Source organism: Candidatus Streptomyces philanthi (assembly GCF_059553635.1).
On record NZ_JCANQV010000483.1, the window covers coordinates 1 to 2,719 of the forward strand.

The following is a 2,719-nucleotide window of genomic DNA, read 5'->3' on the forward strand; positions in this document are numbered from 1 at the left end:
CACGCCCCCGTCACCACCGCCCCCTCCGGCAAGCCCAGACGCCCCGGCCCACCGCCACCACCCGACACCGACCCGCAGGACGCCGACGCCCCCGACACCGGCGCACCCGACGACGCCGACACCCCTGAACCACACCCCCGCCGCACCCCACCCCACTGACCGCACCCCACGCACAACGGCCGCGGGCCCGTACCTCAGTGGTACGGGCCCGCGGCCGCTGCGTGTACCGGTCAGGGACCGGTGGTGCCGGAAGGCACGGTGTCAGCCGACGAGGATCTCGCGGGCCAGACGGGCGGTCTCCGACGGGGTCTTGCCGACCTTGACGCCGGCGGCCTCCAGGGCCTCCTTCTTCGCCTGGGCGGTGCCGGAGGAGCCGGAGACGATGGCGCCGGCGTGGCCCATGGTCTTGCCCTCGGGCGCGGTGAAGCCCGCGACGTAGCCGACGACCGGCTTGGTGACGTTGGCCTTGATGAAGTCGGCCGCGCGCTCCTCGGCGTCGCCACCGATCTCACCGATCATGACGATCAGCTCGGTCTCGGGGTCGGCCTCGAACGCCTCCAGGGCGTCGATGTGGGTGGTGCCGATGACCGGGTCGCCACCGATGCCGACGGCGGAGGTGAAGCCGATGTCGCGCAGCTCGTACATCATCTGGTAGGTCAGCGTGCCCGACTTGGACACCAGACCGATGCGGCCGGGCTTGGTGATGTCGCCCGGGATGATGCCGGCGTTGGACTGGCCCGGGGTGATCAGACCGGGGCAGTTGGGGCCGATGATGCGGGTCTTGTTGCCCTTGGCCTTGGCGTACGCCCAGAACGCGGCGGTGTCGTGGACGGCGATGCCCTCGGTGATGACGACCGCGAGCGGGATCTCGGCGTCGATCGCCTCGACGACGGCGGCCTTGGCGAAGGCCGGGGGCACGAAGAGGACGGAGACGTCGGCGCCGGTCTTCTCCATCGCCTCCTTGACGGTGCCGAAGACGGGGACGGACGTGCCGTCGAAGTCGACCTCGGTACCGGCCTTGCGCGGGTTCACGCCGCCGACGATGTTGGTGCCGTCACCGAGCATGAGCTTGGTGTGCTTCATACCGGTGGCGCCGGTCATCCCCTGGACGATGACCTTGCTGTCCTTGGTGAGGAAGATTGCCATGGTGTTGGAGTCCTCGTCCCTTACTTCGCAGCCGCGAGCTCGGCGGCCTTGTCGGCCGCGCCGTCCATGGTGTCCACACGCTGGACCAGCGGGTGGTTCGCGTCCGACAGGATCTTGCGACCCAGCTCCGCGTTGTTGCCGTCCAGGCGCACGACCAGCGGCTTGGTGACGTCCTCGCCCTTGGACTTCAGCAGCTCCAGGGCCTGGACGATGCCGTTGGCGACCTCGTCACAGGCGGTGATGCCACCGAAGACGTTGACGAAGACGGACTTGACGTCCGGGTCGCCGAGGATGATCTCCAGGCCGTTCGCCATGACCTCGGCGGAGGCGCCGCCACCGATGTCGAGGAAGTTGGCGGGCTTGACGCCGCCGTGGTTCTCACCGGCGTACGCGACGACGTCGAGGGTGCTCATGACGAGACCCGCGCCGTTGCCGATGATGCCGACCTCGCCGTCGAGCTTGACGTAGTTGAGGCCCTTGGCCTTGGCGGCGGCCTCCAGCGGGTTGGCGGCGGCCTTGTCCTCCAGGGCCTCGTGCTCCGGCTGGCGGAACTCGGCGTTGGCGTCCAGGGACACCTTGCCGTCGAGGGCCAGGACGTCGCCGGAGGCGACCTTGGCGAGCGGGTTGACCTCGACGAGGAGCGCGTCCTCGGCGACGAAGGTCTTCCACAGGGTCACCAGGACCTCGGCGACCTTCTCGGCGACCTCGGCCGGGAACTTCGCCTGGGCGACGATCTCGCGGGCCTTCTCCAGGGTCACGCCCTCGTTGGCGTCGACCGGGACCTTCGCCAGGGCCTCGGGCTTGGTGGCCGCGACCTCTTCGATGTCCATGCCGCCCTCGACGGAGGCCATGGCCAGGAAGGTGCGGTTGGTGCGGTCGAGGAGGTACGAGACGTAGTACTCCTCGACGATCTCCGGAGCGGTCTCGGCGATCATCACCTTGTGGACCGTGTGGCCCTTGATGTCCATGCCGAGGATGTCCGTCGCGCGGGCGACGGCCTCGTCCGGGGTGCCGGCCAGCTTGACGCCGCCGGCCTTTCCGCGGCCGCCGACCTTGACCTGGGCCTTGACGACGGACTTGCCGCCAAGACGCTCGGTCGCCGCGCGCGCCGCCTCAGGCGTGTCGATGACTTCACCGGCCAGCACCGGTACGCCGTGCTTGGCGAAGAGGTCCCTCGCCTGGTACTCGAACAGGTCCACGCGCGTCCGTCCCTTGTCTACTCAGTATCGCCGTAGTCTTCGCGGTTCGTTGTCCGCATGGGCGTGCCGCGAAGGGCAACGTGACGGCGCAGTCACAGAGGGAGGCGTACACGGTGGCCGAATACGCGGCATGTCCGCCTTGCAGGTTATCGCCGAGGGCCGTTCGGCCCTAAATCACAGATCACACTGCGGCGGTGATTACGGTCACAGATCCGCGAGGTCCGGTTCCGCTCCGGAGTCGGACGCGGGGCTGTTCTCCGCCGGGGGCAGCGTCGAACGTGATCTCCCGGGGGCTCCCGTACGCACTCCCCCGGGCGGGCCCCGTACGCGCTCCGGGGTGACGGCGTGCGCGCGGCACGCGCCGGGGCGACCGG

Annotated in this window: 2 protein-coding genes; both read right to left on the reverse strand. The window is 69.6% G+C overall.

All coding sequences use genetic code 11. The annotated features are described in order from the left end of the window. Positions 1 to 261 precede the first annotated feature (261 nt). The gene (gene sucD / locus AC51EU_RS29250) at positions 262 to 1,146 is read right to left on the reverse strand and encodes a succinate--CoA ligase subunit alpha (protein ID WP_496270111.1); all 885 of its coding nucleotides are present in this window, start codon (positions 1,144 to 1,146) and stop codon (positions 262 to 264) included. A 20-nt stretch (positions 1,147 to 1,166) separates the two neighbouring features. Continuing rightward, positions 1,167 to 2,345: an ADP-forming succinate--CoA ligase subunit beta gene (gene sucC, locus AC51EU_RS29255; protein WP_496270112.1), complete on the reverse strand. Its 1,179-nt coding sequence runs from the start codon at positions 2,343 to 2,345 to the stop codon at positions 1,167 to 1,169. Between the last annotated feature and the right edge of the window lie 374 nt (positions 2,346 to 2,719).